The organism is Marinomonas ushuaiensis DSM 15871 (genome assembly GCF_000521805.1).
Classification (GTDB): domain Bacteria; phylum Pseudomonadota; class Gammaproteobacteria; order Pseudomonadales; family Marinomonadaceae; genus Marinomonas; species Marinomonas ushuaiensis.
The window spans coordinates 125,835-147,808 of record NZ_JAMB01000009.1 but is presented as its reverse complement, the minus strand read 5'-3'; the positions used below and the strand labels follow the sequence as shown (position 1 = coordinate 147,808).

General features: G+C 41.7%; 18 protein-coding genes. All 18 read right to left on the bottom strand.

Annotated elements, in window-relative coordinates:
- Positions 1-5 precede the first annotated feature (5 nt).
- The 18 genes from argJ to mraZ all read right to left on the bottom strand — a co-directional run bounded on the left by argJ (position 6) and on the right by mraZ (position 21,765).
- Positions 6-1,226, bottom strand: a complete 1,221-nt coding sequence (gene argJ, locus MUS1_RS11190; protein WP_036162517.1) for a bifunctional glutamate N-acetyltransferase/amino-acid acetyltransferase ArgJ — start codon at positions 1,224-1,226, stop codon at positions 6-8.
- Between the two features lie 30 nt (positions 1,227-1,256).
- On the bottom strand, positions 1,257-3,965 hold the full coding sequence (gene secA, locus MUS1_RS11185; RefSeq protein WP_036162516.1) for a preprotein translocase subunit SecA: 2,709 nt from the start codon (positions 3,963-3,965) through the stop codon (positions 1,257-1,259).
- Positions 3,966-4,109: 144 nt separating this feature from the next.
- Complete coding sequence (gene lpxC, locus MUS1_RS11180; protein ID WP_036162514.1) at positions 4,110-5,030, bottom strand: UDP-3-O-acyl-N-acetylglucosamine deacetylase; 921 nt, start codon at positions 5,028-5,030, stop codon at positions 4,110-4,112.
- Between the two features lie 105 nt (positions 5,031-5,135).
- Complete coding sequence (gene ftsZ / locus MUS1_RS11175; RefSeq protein WP_036162513.1) at positions 5,136-6,365, bottom strand: cell division protein FtsZ; 1,230 nt, start codon at positions 6,363-6,365, stop codon at positions 5,136-5,138.
- 39 nt (positions 6,366-6,404) lie between these two features.
- Complete coding sequence (gene ftsA / locus MUS1_RS11170) at positions 6,405-7,676, bottom strand: cell division protein FtsA (RefSeq protein WP_036162510.1); 1,272 nt, start codon at positions 7,674-7,676, stop codon at positions 6,405-6,407.
- A 72-nt stretch (positions 7,677-7,748) separates the two neighbouring features.
- On the bottom strand, positions 7,749-8,429 hold the full coding sequence (locus MUS1_RS11165) for a cell division protein FtsQ/DivIB (protein ID WP_036162508.1): 681 nt from the start codon (positions 8,427-8,429) through the stop codon (positions 7,749-7,751).
- A gap of 3 nt (positions 8,430-8,432) precedes the next feature.
- On the bottom strand, positions 8,433-9,386 hold the full coding sequence (locus MUS1_RS11160; protein WP_051436224.1) for a D-alanine--D-alanine ligase: 954 nt from the start codon (positions 9,384-9,386) through the stop codon (positions 8,433-8,435).
- A 1-nt stretch (position 9,387) separates the two neighbouring features.
- A complete protein-coding gene (gene murC, locus MUS1_RS11155; protein WP_036162505.1) occupies positions 9,388-10,809 on the bottom strand; it encodes a UDP-N-acetylmuramate--L-alanine ligase in 1,422 nt (473 codons plus the stop codon).
- Positions 10,806-11,879, bottom strand: a complete 1,074-nt coding sequence (gene murG / locus MUS1_RS11150; protein WP_036162503.1) for an undecaprenyldiphospho-muramoylpentapeptide beta-N-acetylglucosaminyltransferase — start codon at positions 11,877-11,879, stop codon at positions 10,806-10,808. Before murG ends, murC begins: the two co-directional genes overlap by 4 nt.
- Entirely contained in the window at positions 11,876-13,069 is a 1,194-nt protein-coding gene (gene ftsW / locus MUS1_RS11145; protein ID WP_036162501.1) for a putative lipid II flippase FtsW, read from the bottom strand. Before ftsW ends, murG begins: the two co-directional genes overlap by 4 nt.
- Positions 13,066-14,415: a UDP-N-acetylmuramoyl-L-alanine--D-glutamate ligase gene (gene murD / locus MUS1_RS11140; protein ID WP_036162499.1), complete on the bottom strand. Its 1,350-nt coding sequence runs from the start codon at positions 14,413-14,415 to the stop codon at positions 13,066-13,068. Before murD ends, ftsW begins: the two co-directional genes overlap by 4 nt.
- Positions 14,416-14,425: 10 nt before the next feature.
- Positions 14,426-15,508, bottom strand: a complete 1,083-nt coding sequence (gene mraY / locus MUS1_RS11135; RefSeq protein WP_036162498.1) for a phospho-N-acetylmuramoyl-pentapeptide-transferase — start codon at positions 15,506-15,508, stop codon at positions 14,426-14,428.
- 14 nt (positions 15,509-15,522) lie between these two features.
- Complete coding sequence (locus MUS1_RS11130; protein WP_036162496.1) at positions 15,523-16,869, bottom strand: UDP-N-acetylmuramoyl-tripeptide--D-alanyl-D-alanine ligase; 1,347 nt, start codon at positions 16,867-16,869, stop codon at positions 15,523-15,525.
- Entirely contained in the window at positions 16,859-18,343 is a 1,485-nt protein-coding gene (locus MUS1_RS11125; RefSeq protein ID WP_036162494.1) for a UDP-N-acetylmuramoyl-L-alanyl-D-glutamate--2,6-diaminopimelate ligase, read from the bottom strand. Before MUS1_RS11125 ends, MUS1_RS11130 begins: the two co-directional genes overlap by 11 nt.
- Positions 18,344-20,107, bottom strand: a complete 1,764-nt coding sequence (locus tag MUS1_RS11120) for a peptidoglycan D,D-transpeptidase FtsI family protein (RefSeq protein ID WP_036162493.1) — start codon at positions 20,105-20,107, stop codon at positions 18,344-18,346.
- Positions 20,104-20,382, bottom strand: coding sequence for a cell division protein FtsL (ftsL, locus tag MUS1_RS11115; protein ID WP_036162486.1), 279 nt, complete (start codon positions 20,380-20,382; stop codon positions 20,104-20,106). Before ftsL ends, MUS1_RS11120 begins: the two co-directional genes overlap by 4 nt.
- Positions 20,375-21,313, bottom strand: a complete 939-nt coding sequence (gene rsmH / locus MUS1_RS11110) for a 16S rRNA (cytosine(1402)-N(4))-methyltransferase RsmH (protein ID WP_036162485.1) — start codon at positions 21,311-21,313, stop codon at positions 20,375-20,377. Before rsmH ends, ftsL begins: the two co-directional genes overlap by 8 nt.
- Positions 21,310-21,765: a division/cell wall cluster transcriptional repressor MraZ gene (mraZ, locus tag MUS1_RS11105; protein WP_036162590.1), complete on the bottom strand. Its 456-nt coding sequence runs from the start codon at positions 21,763-21,765 to the stop codon at positions 21,310-21,312. Before mraZ ends, rsmH begins: the two co-directional genes overlap by 4 nt.
- Positions 21,766-21,974 lie beyond the last annotated feature (209 nt).

The following is a 21,974-nucleotide window of genomic DNA, read 5'->3' as shown; positions in this document are numbered from 1 at the left end:
CAACATTAAGTACGATACTCAGCATTAATAGTGACATATTCATGAGAAAAATCCGTGGTCCAAACAATATCAGACTGTTGACCCATACCTAGATCCAAGCGGATATGTATCTCTTCTGGCTCCATGGCTTGCTTACCATGCTCTTCAAGATAATCAGGAGAACGACAACCATCGCGAGCAATTTCAAAACCATTAATATGAAGCTGAACACGATCCACATCCAAATCTTCAACTCCAGCTCGACCAACAACAGCTAATATACGGCCCCAGTTTGGATCAGAAGCAAACAAGGCCGTTTTTACCAATGGGGAGTGAGCTATCTCAAAAGCGACCTTAGTCGAATCTTCAATTTTTAAAGCACCAACAACCTCAACCGTAACGAATTTTGTCGCCCCCTCACCGTCTCTGACAATAGCGTGAGCCAGCTCTTGCATCACTTCTGTGAAAGCAACCAAAAAGGCCTGAGCCAATGGGTCATCAACTGATGTAACTATTTCATTACCCGCCAATCCAGTGGCTACAGCAATACAGGAGTCATTTGTTGAAGTGTCACTATCCACTGTAATACGGTTAAAGCTTTTATTAACAACATCCTTCAAAACAGATTGAAGCACATCAACACTCATTGCTATATCACTGCAAACATAACCAAGCATTGTCGCCATATTAGGGCGAATCATGCCAGCACCTTTTGAGATACCAGCAATAGAATAGGTACGACCATCAAAATTAAAAGTCCGAACAGAACCCTTTGGCAGGGTATCAGTTGTCATAATACCCAAACCAGCAGAGCGCCAATTGTCACCAGACAAATTCGCCAATGCAGTAGGAATAGCCGCAACGATTTTCTCAACAGGCAAAGGCTCACCAATAACACCAGTAGAAAAAGGTAAAACAGCTTCGAAATCCATTTCTACTTGAGACGACAAAGCCACACAAGTTTTTAACGCATTTTCAACACCAGACTTACCTGTACCAGCATTTGCATTGCCTGTATTTATCAATAAATAACGAGCATTTGTTGTTGCCAAATGCTTCTGACAAAGTCGCACAGGGGCTGCACAAAAAGCATTTTGAGTAAAAGCGCCCGCAACAGAAGCACCTTCACACAATTCGAAGATAACAACATCTTTCTTATTAGGCTTTTTAATTCCCGCTTCTGCAACTCCTATCCTAACCCCTTTAATTTCAGGGATTAGAGGAAATTCATGTAACCCTACTGCCATTTAAGCTTTCTCCAATTAAACTTACTCAAATCAAGCAAGACTACCATGACAATGCTTGTATTTTTTGCCTGAACCACAAGGACAAGGCTCATTACGACCAACCTTTGGATACTCTTGATCCGTAGCAGGATCAGCAGAAGGTTCAGAGGGTGAAGCCAAAGAGTCATGCACCATATTCATAGTGGTTTTCTCTTCTTGTTGCCGACGAGCTTCTTCAATTTTTTCAGCTTCATCAGCTGATTGAACTTTTACACGAGTAATAATTTGAATCACTTCAAATTTTATCTGCTCAAGCAAACCTTGAAATAACTCAAACGCTTCACGCTTATACTCTTGCTTCGGATTTTTTTGAGCATAACCACGCAAATGAATACCTTGCCTCAGCATATCCATTGTCTGAAGATGCTCTTTCCAAAGCGTATCCAACACTTGAAGAAGCACTTGCTTTTCAAAAGAGCGGAACCCTTTCTCTCCAGCGGTTTGCTCTTTAAGCTTATGATCACTAACAAAACTGTCTAGAATTTTCTGACGCAATGGTTCTTCATAAAGCTTTTTATCATCCTCAACCCATTGAACAATAGGAAGCGATAGACTAAATTCATTACGAATCTTCTCTTCCAAACCTTCAAGGTCCCACATATCAAAGATACTTTGTGGCGGGATAAACTCATCAATAAGATCGGAAACAACTTCTTCTCTCATCGCAGTAACAGCACCAGACAAGTCTTCAGAAACCATCATTTCAAAGCGCTGACGATAAATAACCTGACGCTGATCGTTAGCAACATCATCATATTCTAGTAGCTGCTTACGAATATCAAAGTTACGACCTTCCACTTTACGCTGAGCTTTCTCAATCGCATTTGAAACCATCTTATGCTCGATCGCTTCACCTTTCTCCATACCAAGCGACATCATCATTTTTTTGATGCGATCAGACATAAAGATACGCATTAAATTATCTTCTAAGGAAAGATAGAAACGAGACGACCCAACATCACCTTGACGACCTGCACGACCACGAAGCTGGTTATCAATACGACGAGACTCATGACGCTCAGTACCAATAATATGCAAACCACCGGCAGATAAAACAGACTCATTTCGCAATGCCCAATCAGCCTTAAGAGCATCAATACTTTCTTGACTTGCACTTTCGCCAAGCTTAGCCAACTCAACTTGCAAGTTACCACCCAAAACGATATCCGTACCACGTCCCGCCATATTTGTCGCTATGGTCACAGCACCTGGACGCCCAGCATCAGCAACAATTTCAGCTTCACGCTCATGCTGCTTAGCATTTAATACATTATGCTTAACATCTTTTTTATTGAGATAGTTCGATAACAATTCTGAATATTCAATAGATGCTGTACCAACAAGAACAGGACGACCTTGCTTTACGATATCTTCGATATCCAACACAATGGCTTCAAATTTATCTTCCGTAGACATATAAATTAAATCATTGAAGTCTTTACGCTGCACCTGACGGTTAGTTGGAATAACGATGACAGACAAACCATAAATTTGTTGAAACTCAAACGCCTCCGTATCTGCCGTACCAGTCATACCAGACAGCTTTTCATACAAACGGAAATAGTTTTGAAAGGTCGTTGATGCTAGTGTCTGACTTTCAGCTTGAATAGTCACACCTTCTTTTGCTTCAACCGCTTGGTGGATACCTTCAGACCAGCGACGCCCAGCCATAGTACGACCCGTATGCTCATCAACGATAACAATTTGGTCACCTTGAATAACATAATCAACGTCTTTCTTAAAAATAACATGTGCTTTTAAGCAGGCATGAACATGGTGCAACAAAGACAGATTAGCAGCCGCATAGAGACTTTCTCCTTCGCCCAACATATTTTGTTCTACCAACCAACTTTCAACAAATGAATGACCTTCTTCTGTCAATTCTATGCTGCGCTGAGATTCATCAAAAACATAATGCCCAGTAGGCTCTTCGCCTTCAACTTCAGAATCCTTTTGCTTAATCAAAAGTGGCGCCAGCAGATTAATTTTTCGATATTGTTCCGAACTATCTTCAACAGCACCAGAAATAATAAGCGGCGTTCTGGCTTCATCGATTAAAATAGAATCGACCTCATCCACAACAGAAAAATTCAACTCACGCTGAACTCTATCTTCCAAACGAAAAACCATGTTGTCGCGAAGATAATCAAAACCAAATTCGTTATTTGTACCGTAAGTGATGTCACACAAATAAGCTGCTTTCTTATCATCACGATCTTGACCAGAAAACACGACCCCAACACTCATGTCTAAAAATTCGTAAAGAGGCCTCATCCAGTTAGCATCACGACCAGCCAGATAATCATTTACTGTAACAACATGAACACCTTTTGATGATAATGCATTAAGGTATACCGCTAAAGTTGCTACTAGCGTCTTACCTTCACCAGTACGCATTTCTGCAATTCGACCTTCATTCAGAACCATACCGCCAATGAGCTGGACATCGAAATGTCGCATCCCCATTACACGACGACTACCCTCTCGAACAACCGCAAAAGCCTCAGGTAAAATCGATTCTAAAGATTCACCGCTCTCTAAGCGTTCCCGAAAACTACCAGTTTTTGAAGTTAAGTCATCATCAGACAGATTATGAAAAGATTCTTCAAGTTGGTTTATCTGTGTAACGACTTTTTTATATCGTTTTACTTCTCGGTCATTCTTTGTACCGACAATCTTTTTAATTACACTTCCTAACATCTTGCACTCAACATAGCCAATTAGTAATAAATACAGTCTATCATGGTAATGTGTGACAAAACATGAAATATCAAGGGACCATATACAAAAAAACCAGACATAAAGTCTGGTTTTTTAAGAAACTGCTTAAGATTTAATCACTCACTAGGCACCAGCAAATGCAGGCTCAACATAGGATATCGGATTAGTTTGTGACTCATCTTCAAAAACAACATATTCCCAAGCATCAGGTTGCTCAATCAACGCTAATAAAAGCCTATTATTTAAACCATGCCCAGACTTATAAGCTTTATATTCGCCAATTAGACTATGCCCTAGAAGATAAAGATCACCAATGGCATCAAGTATTTTATGACGAACTAGCTCATCTTTATAGCGCAAGCCTTCATCATTTAACACTCGATAATCATCAAGAACAATAGCATTATCCATGTTTGCGCCACGAGCAAGATTATTATTCTTAAAGTACTCTAGATCCTTCATGAAACCAAAGGTTCTAGCTCGACTAATCTCTTTAACAAATGTCGTCGTTGAAAAATTAAAAGAAGTACTTTGAACATCTTCCTCTATCGCAGGGTGCTGAAAATCGATAGTAAACGTCAAACGGAAACCAGCGGAGTAAGGTTCAATTGAAGCAAACTTATCGTCTTCGTCAACCCTAATAGGCTTCTTCACACGAATGAATTTCTTCGGTGCATTCTGAGCCTCTAAGCCTGCCGACTGCAGAAGGAAAACGAAAGGGCTAGCACTTCCATCCATAAGAGGAACTTCACTAGCACTTACTTCTACATAAGCATTATCAACACCTAGACCAGCCATTGCAGATAACAAATGTTCTACAGTACTAACCTTCACATCACCTTGACATAAAGCCGTAGCAAAATTCGTTGACCCAACCGATTTCGCATTACCATGAATCTCAACAACAGGGTCTAGATCCGTGCGAACAAATACAATACCGGTATTCACAGGAGCTGGCTTTAGTGTCAAATACACTTTTTCGCCGGAGTGTAAACCGACTCCAGTCGCTCGAATAATATTCTTTAGTGTGTGTTGGCGTACCATTATATTCCTACAATTTTATGACTGGTTACTCTTCTTTACAAATAGTACCAATAAGACATTTTTTATACAATCCAACATTTCAAAATTGCATCTTTTTTGCGCAAATTAATCCGCTTGTCGACGCAAAAATGCAGGAATGTCCAAATACGATAATTTATCGCCACTTGACTCAGAGGTAGAATCCGCAGATTCACTCTTCTCACCCAAGCTTTTCTCTACCACTTGCACTTTTGCTTCTGGTGCAAGATTTAACTCCGATTGAGCCATAACCGCTTCAGCCTCACGACTTTCAACAGCTTGCTCAACCTTAGTTATAACTGGCTGAGAGACAACAGATTCACCAACAGCAGCTTTCAGCTCAACTATCGACTTACCCTCTAAACCAGTAGCAACCACCGTGACTCGCATTTCATCACCAACATTGGGATCAATAGCACAACCAATCACGACGGTAGCATCTTCCGATGCATATTCTTCAATAATCCCACCAACCTCAGTAAATTCAGACAAACCAACTTCTTCGTTCGCTGTAATATTTACCAGCACGCCACGCGCACCTCTAAGATTGATATCTTCCAATAACGGATTATGTATTGCCGCTTCCGCAGCCACTCTAGCTCTATCATCACCAGAGGCAGAACCTGTCCCCATCATCGCCATCCCCATTTCAGACATAACCGTTCTTACATCTGCAAAGTCAACGTTGATCAAACCTGGGCGCATAATAAGGTCTGTAATACCTTGAACCGCATTAAATAAAACATTATTCGCTTCACCAAATGCTTTGAGCAATGAGATATTTTTTCCCAATACTGGCAAAAGACGTTCATTTGGCACTGTTATTAATGAATCGACATTTTCACGTAATTCTTTAACACCTTCTTCAGCTACCTTAGCTCGGCGGCGGCCTTCAAACGGAAAAGGCTTAGTAACAACAGCGACAGTTAAAATACCCAATTCTCGAGCCACTTTAGCAATAACAGGTGCCGCACCCGTCCCTGTTCCACCACCCATTCCAGCAGTAATGAAAACCATATCAGCACCAGTAAGTAGCTGGGTAATCTTTTCTTGATCTTCCAAAGCAGAGTCTCGGCCTACTTCGGGATTTGCACCAGCACCCAAACCTTTTGTTATTGTTGAGCCTAACTGCAAAGATATTCCTGTATCAAATCCTATTAACGCTTTGGAATCTGTATTAGCGCAAATAAACTCAACACCTTCCAATCTGTTTTGTAGCATATGGCGAACAGCATTACCGCCACCACCACCTACACCAATAACCTTAATAACAGCATTATCAGATAAATTCTCTTCGGCTAAATCAAAGACGTTCATGGGCTTATCGCTCCTCAATAATTTCACTATCAACCTTGACTAGATATAATTCTGAAACCAATGTTTCAGTTTCTGCCAAGCCTTCGCTGCACTGAAGGCCTGTCCAATTTCCTTAGGAGCCAGGATCGATGCTTCTCGTTTAGTTTGCGTCTTAGACATCATCCGTTTCGAGATCTCTGTTACTTCAGCCTCTTTACTACCATAAGCCAATAATCCAACACTTGTTGAATATATAGGGTTATCGACAATGCCTGACATACCTTTAGTACAATCTGGTACGGATAATCGAATTGGCATTTGAAAAATCTTCTCAGCCAAGTCTGCAGCGCCTTCCATAAGCGACGTACCACCAGTAATTACAATACCTGCAGGGATACGCTCCGCATACCCACTACGCCTCAATTCATCTAAAATTAAGTTGTAAATTTCTTCATATCTAGCCTCAACAACCTCGGTTAGAGCATGTCGAGTAATCGATCTTGGTTGACGATCGCCAACACTAGGAACCTGTAAAACTTGTTCTGCAGAGGCCATTGAAGACATCGCACAAGCGTATTTTACTTTAATTTCTTCAGCATGTTGTGTTGGCGTACGTAACGCCATAGAGATATCATTTGTAACTTGATCTCCAGCCACTGGCACTACTGCTGTATGATGCAATGCACCATCAATCCAAACGGCTATATCTGATGTGCCTGCACCAATATCAATCAAGCACACACCTAAATCTTTCTCATCTTCACTCAATGAAGATTCACTAGACGCCAATTGCGATAAAATGACACCATCCACACCTAAACCACAACGCTTAATACACTTTTCAATATTCATTACGGCATTCACCGCTCCTGAAATCAAATGTACATTTGCTTCAAGGCGAACGCCTGACATTCCCAGCGGATCTTTAATTCCTTCTTGGGAGTCAATATGGTATTCCTGGGGTAAAATATGAAGTACTCGCTGATCAGAAGAAATAGGCACGGCTTGAGCGGCATCAATCACCCGATCGATATCTTCTTGCTGAACTTCACCGTCTTTGACAGCCACGATACCATGTGAGTTCAAACTACGAATATGACTTCCAGCAACACTTACATAAACAGAATGTATATTACAACCTGCCATTAACTCAGCTTCTTCAACAGCACGTTGGATAGACTGAACTGTTGACTCTATATTGATAACAACCCCACGCTTCATTCCTTTTGAGCTATGAGAGCCAATACCGACAATTTCCAAGCCTCCATCAGCTAAAACTTCGCCAACTAAACAGATAACTTTTGATGTGCCTATATCCAAACCGACTATCATTTCACCTTCCCGGCAATACGTGTTTATGGTTGCTCTAATCTTGATAGTCAAAAACCTCAAAACAGACCAATATCAATTATTTTCTTTCCAACCGACAGCGACCCCATGTGGGTAACGGGCATCAACTGATGTAATTTGATCTATTCTACCCGATAAATCACTTTTATACACCGCTATAAATCGTTGTAATCTTTCTAAAATACCCTCCCTACCTAGCTTAACCTTAACACCGTTGGTAAAGATAATATTCCATGCCCCTCTCGGCTCCAAAGTAAGAGTATTAATCCGTAAAGAGGTTGAAGCAAGAACCTGACCTATCAGACCGAATTGTTCAAGAACAACATCACTTGAATCAGCAGGACCGTATAGTTTTGGCAATGACAAACTTGGCACCTCATCAGGAGAAATGACAACGGCTGAAGTCGATATTAACTGCCCATCCCTCCAGTATGCGAGAGGAGTATACTCATGGACAAGCACCTGCAATGTATTTGGCCAAACTTTACGAATTTCTGCACTTGCTACCCACTCCGATGACAATACAACAGACAGTACATCTGCCATCGGCACCGTCAAAAGGCTTTGATCGAACAAAGAAGAATAGTCAGATATCAACTGATCTTCTGATGAGTATTTCAAATCGCCCTTAATCTTAATTTCTTTAATAGCAAACCAAGTATCCGGCGAATCATCGCCTTGAAAAGTAGCGACCAATATCAATACAATCGCCCCAATTAATGCCGCTATCCTCATAAACTAATGACGTCCCACTTGATCCCAAGCATTTTTCGCAATATTCTCAACAAGTGAAGCATAGTCAATACCTACATATTTTGCCGCCATAGGTACAAGACTATGAGTTGTCATACCTGGCGCAGTATTAACTTCCAACACCCAAAAAACACCAGCCTGATCCCTCATAATATCGACTCGCCCCCAACCAGAACAACCAAGCGACCGATAGGCATCCAGGGCAAGCATCTGAAGTTCATTTTCATCATCACTATTCAGTCCGCATGGCAACAAATACTCAGTATCATCTGCCACGTACTTAGCCTCATAATCATAAAGCTTGTGATCTGGTGCCGGCTTCAACCCAATAGCGGGATAAGCAACGTCATCAATAACTGTAATGGTAAACTCTGGACCATCGACAAACTCTTCAACCAAGATATCTGAATCGTATTCAAGTGCTTTCAACAATGCTTCATCAAGTTCCAAGCGATTGACAGCCTTATTAATACCGATTGTAGAGCCCTCCCTAGAAGGCTTAACAATAACCGGGTAAGCCATTTTCGTTTCAATGACATCGGCGTCGGCTTGCCCAACAAAAGACAAATACGCTGGCGTTGGTATTCCAATACCACGCCAAAAACGCTTAGTTAATACTTTATCCATAGCTAAACCACACGCTAATGGAGAACTACCAGAATATGGTTTATCCAGCATTTCAAGTAAAGCCTGAACTCGACCATCTTCTCCCTCACCGCCATGAAGCGCAATAAAAGCGAAATCGAAATCAATGGACTGTAGCTGCACAACAGGATCTAAATTCTTTCCCGGACCATACAAATCAAGCTCAATCACTTGATATCCTTTTGAGCGTAAACCTTCCGCTACCAAAGGGCCGCTCTGCAAAGAGACTTCACGTTCAGCTGAACGACCACCATAAATAACAGCAATAACTGATTCTTTTAATGTACGAGACATTTTAAATACCACTTGCAGATAAGTTTTTAGACACGGAACCAATATCTCCAGCACCTTGAGTGATCAACAAATCACCTTCTCGCAACACATTACTTAAAATAGATCGAAGGTCAGCTTCACTACCAACATGAATTGGATCAACATTACCTCGTTGACGAATACTGCCACACAAAGAACGACTGTCAGCGCCGTTAATTAAGGCCTCACCCGCTGCATAAACATCCAACAAAAGCAGCACATCAACCTGTGATAACACTCGAACAAAATCTTCATACAAATCACGGGTCCTAGTATAGCGATGCGGTTGATACACCATTACCAATCTTTTTTCAGGCCAGCCCGCACGAATCGCTTTTATTGTCGCTAAAACCTCACTCGGATGATGCCCGTAATCATCAACAAACATCACTTCAGAACCATTAGAAAGTAATAAGGGTTTCTGTTCCTGGAAGCGACGCCCGACACCTTCAAACCCCATTAAACCGGCTTGAATAGCGGTTGCTTCCACCCCCAAATCTGTTGCAACAGCAATGGTTGAAAGCGCATTAAGAACATTATGACGACCCGGCATTGGCAAACGAATTTTTAGCGGCTCACCTTCTGGTCGATGCGCTAGAAATTCACAATGGCGCCCTGTCTGAAGGATATCCGTCGCATAAAAATCCGCTTTTTGATCAATACCATAGGTCAACACTGGGCGACTTAAAGATGGCAAAATTTCTCGTACATTTTCATCATCAACACACAACACCGCCAAACCATAAAAAGGCAAATTATGGATAAACTCAATAAAAGTATGTTTCACTTTCTCAAAGTCACCACCATAGGTATCCATGTGATCTTCATCAATATTTGTCACTATGACGGTTTGTGGCTGCAAATGAAGGAAAGACGCATCACTCTCATCCGCTTCTGCAACCAGGTAAGAGCTGCTTCCTAACTGAGCATTGGCACCAGCGCTCGTTAAACGCCCACCAATCACGAAAGTTGGCGCTTCACCTGTCGCAGCCAAAATCGACGCCATCAAACTTGTCGTCGTTGTTTTACCATGAGTACCTGCCACAGCAATACCGTGACGATAACGCATCAACTCAGCAAGCATCTCCGCTCGACGAACAATCGGAATACGATGCTCTTTACCCCAAATGATTTCCGGGTTTTTTTCGTTAACTGCGGTAGACACCACAATGACATGAGCGTCATAGACATTTTCTTCTAAATGACCAATAAAAACCTTAATACCCAATTCTTCTAAACGCTCAGTCACAGAAGATGACTTAAGATCCGAACCAGATACTTGATACCCTTGATTATGCAAGACCTCAGCAATACCACACATACCAACACCACCAATACCAATAAAATGAATATTTTGGATGCGGCGCATAGTCGGAATATTGTACTGAACTTTATTATCTATCATGATTTTATTAACCTTAAACAATGTGCAACGACGTCTTGCGTAGCAGTTGGGTGAGCAACACTTTTCGCCTGCGCACCCATTTTTAATAATGCATTTTCACTTTCAATTAAGCCTGAAAGCAAAGTAATAATTTTCTCATATGTTAATTCTGGTTGTGGAAGTAAATATGCCGCACCCACTTTTTCTAAATAATGCGCATTGGCTGTTTGATGATCATCTATTGCATGAGGATATGGAATCAAAATAGAAGGCAATCCAGCAACAGCCAATTCACTTACCGTCATCGCACCAGAACGACACAATACAATGTCGGCCCAATAATAAGCTTGATCCATATTATCTAGATAAGGCTCAACACGGGCCTCAACTCCCGCATTTTTATACAACTCAGAAACCTCATCAAGGTTTCGCTTACCGGTTTGATGCCAAACATCCAAACGCTGAGAAAAAGGCCAATTAACCAAAACCTGAGGCACAACATCATTGATTGCCTTGGCACCCAAACTGCCTCCCACAACCAACAAACGTAACGGTCGTGCAGAACCCTCTCTCAATGGGCGAATCGACTGATTTAAAATATTACTTCTAATAGGATTACCCACACTAACGCCATTAGGAAGCGCACCATCGAAAGCCTGCAACCTAAGGCTGGCAATTTTAGCAAGCAGCTTATTGGTTGTACCAGCGATCGCATTTTGTTCGTGAATGACCAAAGGAATACCTAAAATACGAGCCGCTACGCCACCAGGTCCAGCAACAAAACCGCCCATACCCAAAACAACATCAGGTTTACTCTTTTGCAAAACAGCAATAGCTTGACCAATCGCATGCAAGATTCTAAAAGGTGCAGCAAACAAACCCAAAACTCCTTTTCCTCTTACACCTTTAATAGACAAAGAGCGCAAAGGAATATCATGTTCAGGAACAAGAGATTCTTCCATCCCTCCTTTAGATCCTAACCACTGAACATCCAATCCCTTTTCTTTAAAGTTATGAGCACACGCTAAAGCCGGATAAATATGACCGCCAGTTCCTCCAGCCATTATGACGATTTTTTTTACATCGCTCATACAAGCACCCCTTCCACGTCACTTAACTTATCAGCACGATAGCTTTTTTCAGCGCGTCGATTCTCAACGTCAACACGCATGATCACAAACAAGCTACCTAAGGTTACAATCAGACTACTACCGCCATAACTAATCAATGGCAAAGTAAGTCCTTTCGTTGGCAGAAAACCTGTATTTACACCTATATTAATAATAACTTGCGCTAAAATTAAAATGGAAAAACCGAAGCACATATACGCAGCAAAAGGTCGAGCCAAATCCATGGCTCTACGCCCAATTTTAAACGCTCGACCAATCATAACGGCAAACAAGAAAATCAACAGCAAGCCACCAAACATACCCGTTTCCTCCACCCAAATGGAGAACACAAAATCTGTATGCGCTTCAGGCAAATAAGAGAGCTTCTGAACACTGTTCCCCAAACCAAGACCAAACCACTCGCCACGCCCATATGCGATAAGCGCCTGACTTAATTGATAGCCTTCATTAAAAGGATCAGCCCATGGATCAATAAAATTCATCAATCGCTTTAAGCGATAGCTCTCTGAAATAGCAACAACACCTAACATAGCCACAGCAGCCATCATCAAGAGTAAAAATTGGTATAAAGGAGCACCACCTAAAAACAACAACACCATCACAGTACCAAGCAAAACAACAGAAGCACCGAAATCTGGCTCAAACAATAAAAACAGAAGAAAAATACTACAAAGACTAAGAGGCAGAATAAAGCCCGCCCAACCAGCTCTTACTCGATCCGCTCTTCGCACCAAATAACCGGAAACATAAACCACCATACACACTTTGGCGACTTCAGATGCCTGCAAATTAAACACCACTAAATTAATCCAACGGCGACTACCGTTTACACTTTTACCAATACCAGGTACCAACACTAAAATAAGCAAAACCAAAGACAACCCCATCATCAGGATGCCCCACTTCTGTAATTGACTTGTTGGCAAAAGAAGTAAAAGCCAACCAAAAATCAATCCTAATATCAGATATAAGCCTTGTCGCCCCATAAAAAAATAAGGGTGCCCATGAATATTTTCTGAAATTGATATTGATGCGCTAGATACCATGACTAAACCCAACGCGAGAATAGAAATCACAGACGCCATAAAAATAGAGTCGACTTGAATAAATTCACGAAGAGAAACGCGATCAAACACTTTCAACCAAGTCATAGTTCTGAAACCAGTCGAGCAAAATGCTCGCCACGTACTTCATAATTTTTATACATATCAAGACTGGCACAAGCAGGCGAGAATAAAACAATGTCGTTTTCTTTTGCCTCTTGCGAAGCGCTCAATACAATATCATCGAGCGAAGAAAATCGTTTTACTTGAGTATTAACAGGTAGAATCTCTGCGATACGATCTGCATCTTTACCAAACAAATAAACGATACGAACAAAATCAGATACAGGCTTAGTTAAAGCGCTAAAATCAGCCCCCTTTCCTTCACCACCGGCAATTAGCAAAATATTTTTCTTTGCTAAAGAACCAAGCCCTTGAAGAGCCGCCAATGTCGCACCAACATTCGTACCTTTTGAGTCATTAATAAAGGTAACGTTGCGAAGAGTTCGAACCGTTTCACATCGGTGCGCCAAACCACAAAACTCACCAAGGACTTTAGCAATACCATCTGACATAAGGTCAATACCAAGTAACTCAAGCATAGCTAATGAAGCCAATACATTGGCATGATTATGAGAGCCTTTCAGCGCAATTTGAGAAGTATGGTAAAGACGCTCAACACCACGGCAAAGCCACGCACCATCACCGTTTTTTAACATACCAAACTCTTTTAAGTCAGGACTTTTCGTCGTGAAAGCACGAACTGGGGTTGATTCAGCCAAAAGCGGAGCTGTTAATATATCTTGTTTATTACATACCGCAGCTTTGCAGCCCCGATAGACTTTTTGCTTTACACGTTGATATTCATAAAAATCATCATAGCGATCCATATGATCTTCTGAGACATTAAGGAGGCAAGCCAAATCGGCTTTTAATGCATGCGTTGTTTCGAGCTGAAAACTGGACAATTCGAGCACATAAAAATCAGTATCGGGAGAGAGTAAGTCCAAAGCAGGCAAACCTAAATTCCCTCCTGCCTTAGCATTTTTACCACAGGCCCGCAGCAACAGTGCCACAAGTGTTGTGACTGTACTTTTAGCATTAGATCCTGTGATGGCGACGAAAGGAGCATCAACATAATCACAAAATAAATCAATATCCCCTCGCATTGCCACTCCACGCTCAGCTAATTTAGCCAAAACGGGCGTTTTCAAAGCAACACCTGGGCTAACATAAAGCTCAGAAACTCCCAGCGTTTCAAGTACTGACAAGTCACCAGTAAAAATACGACGTTCAGGACATAAAGCCTTCGCTTGCTCTAATCCCGGAGGGTTATCACGGGAATCCACAACGTAAAACTCAATACCTTTACTGGCTAAAAAGCGTACGCAAGACAAACCTGTCGCCCCCAAGCCTACAACGGCTCTAACCCGATCTGACCCGATCAACGACATGCAAAAACTCCTAGCGTACTTTTAAAGTAGCAAAACCTACCAAGACAAGACAAACTGTAATGATCCAAAAACGAACAATAACTTTTGGTTCCGCCCAGCCTTTCAACTCAAAATGATGATGGATAGGTGCCATTCTAAATATTCGCCTTTTTGTCAACTTATAAGAGGCAACCTGCAAAATCACAGACACAGTTTCCATTACAAAAATGCCCCCCATGATAAACAACACCAATTCCTGACGAACAATAACAGCGATCACACCTAAAGCGGCACCCAAAGCCAAAGACCCGACATCACCCATGAATATTTGTGCTGGATACGTGTTAAACCATAAAAACCCCAATCCGGCACCGGCCAAAGCTGCGCAGAAAACAATCAATTCACCAGAGCCTTGAATATAAGGAATCAAAAGATAATCAGCGAATCGCACATTCCCCGTTAAATAAGCAAATACGCCTAATGCCCCACCAACCAAAACCGTAGGTAAAATAGCCAACCCATCAAGCCCATCAGTCAAATTCACGGCATTACTTGTCCCAACAATAACAAAATAGGTCAGAACAACAAAAAACACACCCAATGGAATAGCGACATCTTTAAACAAAGGAATAATCAAAGCAGTTTCTTGTGGCGTACTTGCCGTGTAATACAAATAGAAAGCGGCGATTAGGCCAAAAACACTCTGCCAAAAATATTTCCATTTTGCTGGAAGTCCTCGTGGGTTCTTCTCAACAACTTTTCGATAGTCATCAACCCAACCGACAATACCAAATGCCAACATAACCAAAAGAACAACCCAAACATATTTATTGCTCAAATCGCCCCATAACAGAGTACTAACAGTAATAGAAAAAATAATCAGAGCGCCACCCATTGTTGGCGTACCCGCTTTAGATAAATGGCTCTGAGGGCCATCATCACGAATCGCCTGACCGATCTGTAGGCGCTGCAATAAAACAATGACTTTATTACCAATCAAAAGCGAAATTGCCAAGGCAGTAAGAACACCTAAAATGGCACGAAGAGACAAGTAATCGAATACTGTAAAAAACGTATAATACTTACTTAAATAAGCCGTTAGCAGAAGTAACATTGGTAAAGAACATCCTATTTTATTAATGCTTCAATGACATTTTCCATTTTAGCTGAGCGAGAACCCTTTACTAAAATGGCATGCCTTTTATCGAGCGTGCAAACAACGGCTGCCGCCTCTTCATGTGTATCACAAAATATTGCATGACCACCGCCACTTCTAAAAGAAATACCAGCAATGCTGGCCACAGGACCAACACAAACTAAACAAGAAATTCCTTTTTTCTTAGCGTAGATCCCTAACGCTTGATGAATACTTCCTTCCTGCTCGCCAAGCTCACCTAACGCCCCTAAAATCAGCCATGTTTTCTCTACAGGCTGAATTGCAAGCACATCAATTGCCGCTTCGACAGAAGTTGGGCTCGCATTGTAACAATCATTAATTAATAGAGCTTCATTTTTTGTTCTTAGTCGCTCCAATCGGCCCGAAACCAAAATTGGAGACATCAACGCTTTAACCGCACTAGAAAAACGTACACCAACTGCAACCATTGCAAGAACAACCGCCATGCCGTTTGCAACGGTATGTTTACCCGCTCCAGCAACAACAGCAGAAATAGATTCCCCCCGATATTTCAAGGTTACCGTACTGGATTCTGCGCTCAAAACGACATCATCAACGTATAAATCTGCTGCATTCGTAAAACCAAAAGAAAGAGTCTGGCGGCCATGAGCTAAACCACACCAATAATCAAAAAACGGATCGTCCGAATTTAAAATAACAATCGCATCAGGTTCTGCACCTGAAATTAAACAACCTTTTTCACGAGCAATACCTTCAAGATTACCAAAGCCTTCAAAATGGCTACCACTCGCATTGGTCAATACAACCACATCAGGAGAAACAATGTTAGCCAATCGCTCAATCTCACCCGGAACACTTGTTCCAGCTTCAATAACAGCTATTTCATGTTGATCATCTAATTCGAGCAAGGTTTGCGGCAAACCAATTTGGTTGTTTAAATTTGCGTGCGTTTTTAACACATTTTTGCCAGAAAGCGATTGAGACAGCCAGTCTTTTACTGTTGTTTTACCATTACTGCCTGTTATGCAGACAACAGGACCTGCAAAAGCATTTCGTATCAAACGAGCAATGCAACCATAAGCCAATGTTGTATCTGACACTTTTACATATGAAATCACATCTATATCACGGTCAGAAACAACACCAACAGCGCCCGAATCCATAGCTGAAATAGCATAATCATGGCCATCAAAACGCTCTCCTTTTAAAGCAACAAATAGGCAACCGGCTGATACTTGACGAGTATCAGTCACCACAGTATCAATTTCTTGATCAGGTCCAATTAGCTCACCTTCACAGGCTCTTGCTATTTCAGAAAGCGTAAGTTTAATTAACATACATTTTTAACGCTTTTTGCGCCTCTTCCTTATCATCAAAGTGATATTTAACACCTTGAATATCTTGATAATTTTCATGACCTTTACCTGCAATGAGAACAACATCACCCTGATTGGCAGACAACACAGCCTTCTGTATGGCAACACGACGATCTGGCTCAAAACGAAATAGCTCGTTATTCGGAGGCGTATCAATCAAAACATCAGAAAAAATTTGACCTACTGATTCAGTACGAGGGTTATCAGAAGTTAACCAAACATAATCAGCGTTAGACAAAGCAGCGTCCATCATCAGTGGGCGCTTCCCTCTATCTCTATCACCGCCACATCCGAAAACACAAATAAGCTTACCATTTGAATGCACTTTCAATGCCTGCAGAGCCACCTTTAATGCATCTGATGTGTGCGCAAAATCAACAACAACCAATGGGGCATTATTTCTTTCTACTTTATCCATTCGCCCAGGCGCACCACACAAAGAAGACAAGCCTTTTATAAGTGCTTCTTTACTCTTCACCTCATACCAAAGGCTCGCCAACGCAGCCAATGCGTTCTGAACATTAAACCGTCCAAGCAGTGGTAATCGAATACGGCTTTCTCCCTCTGGGTGACACAAGACAAAATGACAACCGGAAGGTGCAAAAGATAAATCTTTAACGTAAAAATCAGCGAGTGAATTTTGTTCACTATAGTAATAACAATCAGAATTTCCAACCGCTTCAGCCATGAAAGGAGCATACTCATCGTCCATACAAAAAACAGAATGAGACACACCTGGAAAGGAAAACAATCGCTGCTTTGCTAATGCGTATGAGGCCATATCCCCATGATAATCAAGATGATCACGGGTTAAATTTGAGAAAACAGCCGTTTGAAAAGGTACACCCTCAATACGCCCTTGATCGAGCGCATGAGAAGAAGCCTCAAAAGCGACTAAATCCACTCCAGACTTAGCCATTTCCATCAAAGTAAGATGTAACGACAAAATATCCGGTGTCGTTTGTTTCGCTTCGGACAAATTACCCAAAGGACCAACACCAAAGGTTCCAACCAAACCACTACGCAACCCAATAGATTGAGCAAGTTGAGCTATATAATAACAAATTGAAGACTTACCATTTGTTCCTGTTACAGCAATCATGTTTTTCGGCATATGACCAAAAAAGCGATGAAGACAAGTAACCAATAGTTTCACAGGATCAGCGACAGAAATGAGTTCAAGCTTATTGTGCTGAAGATCTAAATAAGAAGGAACAACCGCAACACTACAACCTAAGTCCGCAACTTTATCTAAGTAATCCCAGCCATTAGAAGTAACACCAGGCAAAGCAAAAAAAACCGTTTGCTCATCTACCTTACGACTATCAACTTCCAAATGAGTATAGATACGGGAAAGCGAACCATCCTTGGAAGGACAATTCGCTAAATTAAGCAGTTGAGCATGTGTTAACTGATGAAAACCTGACTGCTCCATCTATCCACCTTGAACCACTTGCAAAGGCGTTTTCTTAGGCTCTAAACGAACTTCTCTAAGCCCTTCAGGTAAGTCTGGATAAATATTCAGCGTCGTCAAAGCACCCTCCATCACACGAGAAAATACAGGAGCAGCAACCTCACCACCATAATATTCACGCCCTTTAGGATCATTAACCATTACGACCATGGCTAACCTAGGGTTGGACGCAGGCGCAACACCCGCAAACAAAGCAATATATTGATCGTATTCATAACCCTTCGAACCGACTTTATGCACTGTACCTGTTTTCCCAGCCACTCGGTAACCTGGAATTTTTGCCGCTTTACCAGAGCCTTTCTGAACAACTGACTCCATCATTTTAACAACGTCTTTTGCAACTTCTCGTGAAATAACCTGTTTACCATCAGCTGGAGCATCTTGTTTAAAAATAGTTACAGGGACTCGATAACCATCATTAGCTAACGTCATATAGGCCTGAGCCAATTGCAATGTCGAAACTGATAAGCCATATCCATAAGATAATGTAGCAATTTCTGATGGATGCCATTTAGGATGAGACGGCAAAACACCAGATGCTTCACCAGGAAAACCTATTCCCACTGGCGAACCTATACCAAGCTCATAATCCATATTCCAAATAGCATCTTGGGGGAGAGATAAAGCAATTTTTGATGCACCAACATTACTCGACTTAATTAATAGCCTCTCAAAATTCATGTCACCATAATTTGCCGCATCACGAATTGTAAAACGCCCAAAGCGCAAGTACCCCGGAGACGTATTGATAGTTGTCTCCGTTGTATACTGACCTGACATAAGCGCAGCAGAAATTGTAAACGGCTTCATCGTTGAACCTGGCTCAAACAAATCAATTACCGCTCGATTACGAAGCTCTTCATACTCCAATTTAGAACGATCATTTGGGTTATAAGATGGCTGGTTCACCATCGCTAAAATCTCACCCGTTTTAACATCCAAAATAACCGCAGAAGCAGAAGTTGCTCTATGCTCATTCACAGCCGCTTTAAGCTCACGATAAGCTAAATACTGCAACCTAAGATCAATACTTAACTCTATATTCTCACCTGGCCGCTCGGTTTCAGCGACACCAACACTATGAATAATATTCCCAGAAAGATCTTTTAGATAACTACGTCGACCCGGCTCACCCTCTAACGCTTGATCATATGCCAGCTCTATACCCTCCTGCCCTTTATCATCTATATTGGTAAAACCAACAACATGAGATGCCACTTCACCAGCAGGATAAAAACGCTTATATTCTTTAGTCTTAATAACCCCGACAATTCGCTCCGCCATAATAGCATCGGCTTCATTAGGTGATATCTGTCGCTTTAAATACATAAAAGAGCGATTTTTATTTGACTCGAATTTCTCTTGCAACCACGCACGACCAACACCCATAACTTCCGCAAGTCGTTTAATTTCCTGTTCAGGACCTAAATTTAATGCCGGATCGGATTTCATTTTCCACAGAGCTTTAGGATTTGCAACAATCGTCCAAGTGGTCGTACTGACTGCCAAGGGTTCACCACGACGATCTAAAATCATTCCACGCGTAGCAGGAATAGACTCAGTTCTAACCGCCCGAATCTCACCTTGGTTTTTTAGAAATGCCTTATCGACAACCGTCAGATAAAAAAGACGGCCGCCAGCAACTAGGAACAGCACCAAGGCCATTCCATATACAAATCTAAAGCGCCATTTTCCTGGGCTGTGAACACTATTTTCAATACTCATGGTTTCACTATTACCAATTCATCCTGTGATGGTGCGTGCATGTTTAAATCTTTAATCGCCGCTTGCTCTAAACGACTAGGCTGGGTAAGAGCACTCTGCTCTAATAATAACTGCCCCCACCTCACCTCATAATCCACTTCCTCCTGCTTTAAAGCCTGAAGACGAGAAAAATTTTTTCTAAAATCGTAAACCTGAGCAACAACGGCAATAGATACGACAACTAACATCAAAACACCGACAACAAATATTAGTGGCGTAAAATGCGACTTAATCACTGACTCGCTCCAAAACCCGCAACACGGCACTGCGTGAACGAACGTTGTCACTTACTTCTAATTCTGATGGTTTGATCGCCTTACCAATTGTTTTAAATTTGATATCAAGATGCGCATTTCGAATCGGCAAATGTCTTGGCAGCTCAGGCCCTTTGGCTTTCAACTTCATAAAACGCTTAACGATTCGGTCTTCTAGTGAATGGAAACTAATCACCACCAAACGACCACCCACCTTTAAAGATTCTGCAGCAGCATCAAGACCTACTTCCAAATCACCTAATTCATTATTGATGTAAATCCGAATACCTTGGAAAGCACGTGTTGCTGGATTTTTGCCTTTTTCCCAAGCGGGATTTGCCTCTGCAACCACTTTTGAAAGTTGGAGTGTCGTTAGGATCGGAGTATGAGCTCGATACTCACAGATCGCTTTTGCGATACGACGAGAAAACCGCTCTTCACCAAACTGATACATAACATCAGCAATCTCTTTTTCTTTAGCCACTGCGATCCACTGCGCTGCACTCATCCCCTTATCAGGATTCATTCGCATATCCAACGGACCATCATTCATGAAACTAAAACCACGTTCTGCATCATCGATCTGAGGTGAAGACACACCCAAATCCATCATTACACCATCAACTTTATCAACACCAAATACATCTGAAATGTGCGCAACCATGTTGGCAAAGCTATCTTGCACAATGGAAAAACGTGAATCTTCTTGCGCCAATGATTTGCCATGAGCAATAGCAACAGGATCTTTATCAAAACCAAGCATTCGCCCTTTATCCAATCGATCAAGAACCAAGCGAGTATGACCACCACGGCCAAAAGTACCATCGACATAAAGGCCATTTTCGTCGGTAACTAGCATATCGACGGATTCATGAAGCATTACGCTTATATGTTCTGCCATTGTCGTTGTCATAAAGAAATATCCATCATGGTTTCAATTTGTAGATCCTCAAGCGCATCTTGAGATAAGTAATCTTCACGCTGAGCTTCCCATTCTTCTTGACTCCAAATTTCTAGTTTTTTGCCTTGCCCAAGAATGGTGAGCTTTTTATCTAAACGAGCAAATTCACGCAGTGGTGCTGGTAATAGAATGCGCCCTGCTTTATCCACCTCTAAATCTGTCGCATGCCCAACCAACAATCGCTGGAGTCTTCGTGCCTGTGGCTGAAAAGTAGGTAATTTATCTAACTTTTGTTGAATCAACTCCCACTCTGATAAGGGATAAAGCAATAAACACCGAGACACTGGATCTATGGTTACAACCACACCATCGTCGTCGTACTGTGCAAGATCATCGCGCAGACGTGCAGGAAGCGACATACGCCCCTTTGCATCCACACTAATTTGATGAATCCCTCTAAACACAGCCATATCCCACTTATCGACACTTTATCCCACAATTTAACACCTTTTTACCACAATAGTAAAAAAAATATTAATTAAAAATGCAAAAGATAAGGAACAACCACAAACAAAGCGCACACAAAAAAGCGCTCTAAAGAAGAAATTTCTAGCGAGAAGTAAAAATAAAAACGCAAAAAAGCCGAGAGCGACAAAGACCCTCTAGCGATTAG

Coding starts and splice junctions, on each gene's coding strand:
- argJ (WP_036162517.1), bottom strand. CDS start 1,226: ATGGCAGTAGGGTTACATGAATTTCCTCTAATCCCTGAAATTAAAGGG.
- rsmH (WP_036162485.1), bottom strand. CDS start 21,313: ATGACAACGACAATGGCAGAACATATAAGCGTAATGCTTCATGAATCC.
- ftsZ (WP_036162513.1), bottom strand. CDS start 6,365: ATGAACGTCTTTGATTTAGCCGAAGAGAATTTATCTGATAATGCTGTT.
- murD (WP_036162499.1), bottom strand. CDS start 14,415: ATGTCGTTGATCGGGTCAGATCGGGTTAGAGCCGTTGTAGGCTTGGGG.
- murG (WP_036162503.1), bottom strand. CDS start 11,879: ATGAGCGATGTAAAAAAAATCGTCATAATGGCTGGAGGAACTGGCGGT.
- MUS1_RS11165 (WP_036162508.1), bottom strand. CDS start 8,429: ATGAGGATAGCGGCATTAATTGGGGCGATTGTATTGATATTGGTCGCT.
- ftsW (WP_036162501.1), bottom strand. CDS start 13,069: ATGACTTGGTTGAAAGTGTTTGATCGCGTTTCTCTTCGTGAATTTATT.
- MUS1_RS11160 (WP_051436224.1), bottom strand. CDS start 9,386: ATGTCTCGTACATTAAAAGAATCAGTTATTGCTGTTATTTATGGTGGT.
- MUS1_RS11120 (WP_036162493.1), bottom strand. CDS start 20,107: ATGAGTATTGAAAATAGTGTTCACAGCCCAGGAAAATGGCGCTTTAGA.
- MUS1_RS11125 (WP_036162494.1), bottom strand. CDS start 18,343: ATGGAGCAGTCAGGTTTTCATCAGTTAACACATGCTCAACTGCTTAAT.
- MUS1_RS11130 (WP_036162496.1), bottom strand. CDS start 16,869: ATGTTAATTAAACTTACGCTTTCTGAAATAGCAAGAGCCTGTGAAGGT.
- murC (WP_036162505.1), bottom strand. CDS start 10,809: ATGATAGATAATAAAGTTCAGTACAATATTCCGACTATGCGCCGCATC.
- lpxC (WP_036162514.1), bottom strand. CDS start 5,030: ATGGTACGCCAACACACACTAAAGAATATTATTCGAGCGACTGGAGTC.
- mraY (WP_036162498.1), bottom strand. CDS start 15,508: ATGTTACTTCTGCTAACGGCTTATTTAAGTAAGTATTATACGTTTTTT.
- secA (WP_036162516.1), bottom strand. CDS start 3,965: ATGTTAGGAAGTGTAATTAAAAAGATTGTCGGTACAAAGAATGACCGA.
- ftsA (WP_036162510.1), bottom strand. CDS start 7,676: ATGATAGTCGGTTTGGATATAGGCACATCAAAAGTTATCTGTTTAGTT.